Annotated in this window: 1 pseudogene; it reads left to right on the plus strand. The window is 62.6% G+C overall.

Annotation, left to right across the window (positions count from 1 at the left end):
• Positions 1–513, plus strand: a pseudogene (locus LA04_RS25250) (protein-disulfide reductase); the annotation flags it as partial.

Raw genomic sequence — 513 nt, forward strand, 5'->3', positions numbered from 1 at the left:
ATCTGGGTGAGGCGGTCAGCCAGATTGTGATGCTGGTGTTGACTGTCGTCGCGCTGGCGCTGTTTGCGCTGAAGGGGCAAAAATCCTCACCGCTGTTCTGGCTGATGGTCATCGCGCTGTCGGCGTTCGGCGGATATCAGGCGCGCGGGCTGCTTAACGCGCCGCCTGCCGCTCCGGCACAAAATGCTGCGCAGACCATCCCGTGGCAGCCGCTCAGTGAAGAGGCTATCGAGAACGCGCTGGCGCAGCGCGGCAATAATGTCCGGCTGGCTGAGCACCCGATGCTCGTTAACTTTGCACGTCACGCACCAGTCCGCAGAGATATCCACAAACACCCGTTTCCCCTGCGCCAGCCGGACGTGGTGGCCCTGCGCGGAGACTGGAGCCAGCCGTCCGCGTTTATCGCGGATTTTCTGGCGAAGCGAAACCGCTACGCCATTCCGTTTAACGCGGTGTATGGCCCCGGTCTGCCTGAGGGGGAAATCCTCTCACCGCTGCTGGACAAGCGCACTC

Origin of the sequence: Enterobacter sp. UCD-UG_FMILLET, assembly GCF_000762975.1 — a bacterium.
In the GTDB taxonomy this organism is placed as follows: Bacteria; Pseudomonadota; Gammaproteobacteria; order Enterobacterales; family Enterobacteriaceae; genus Enterobacter; species Enterobacter dykesii.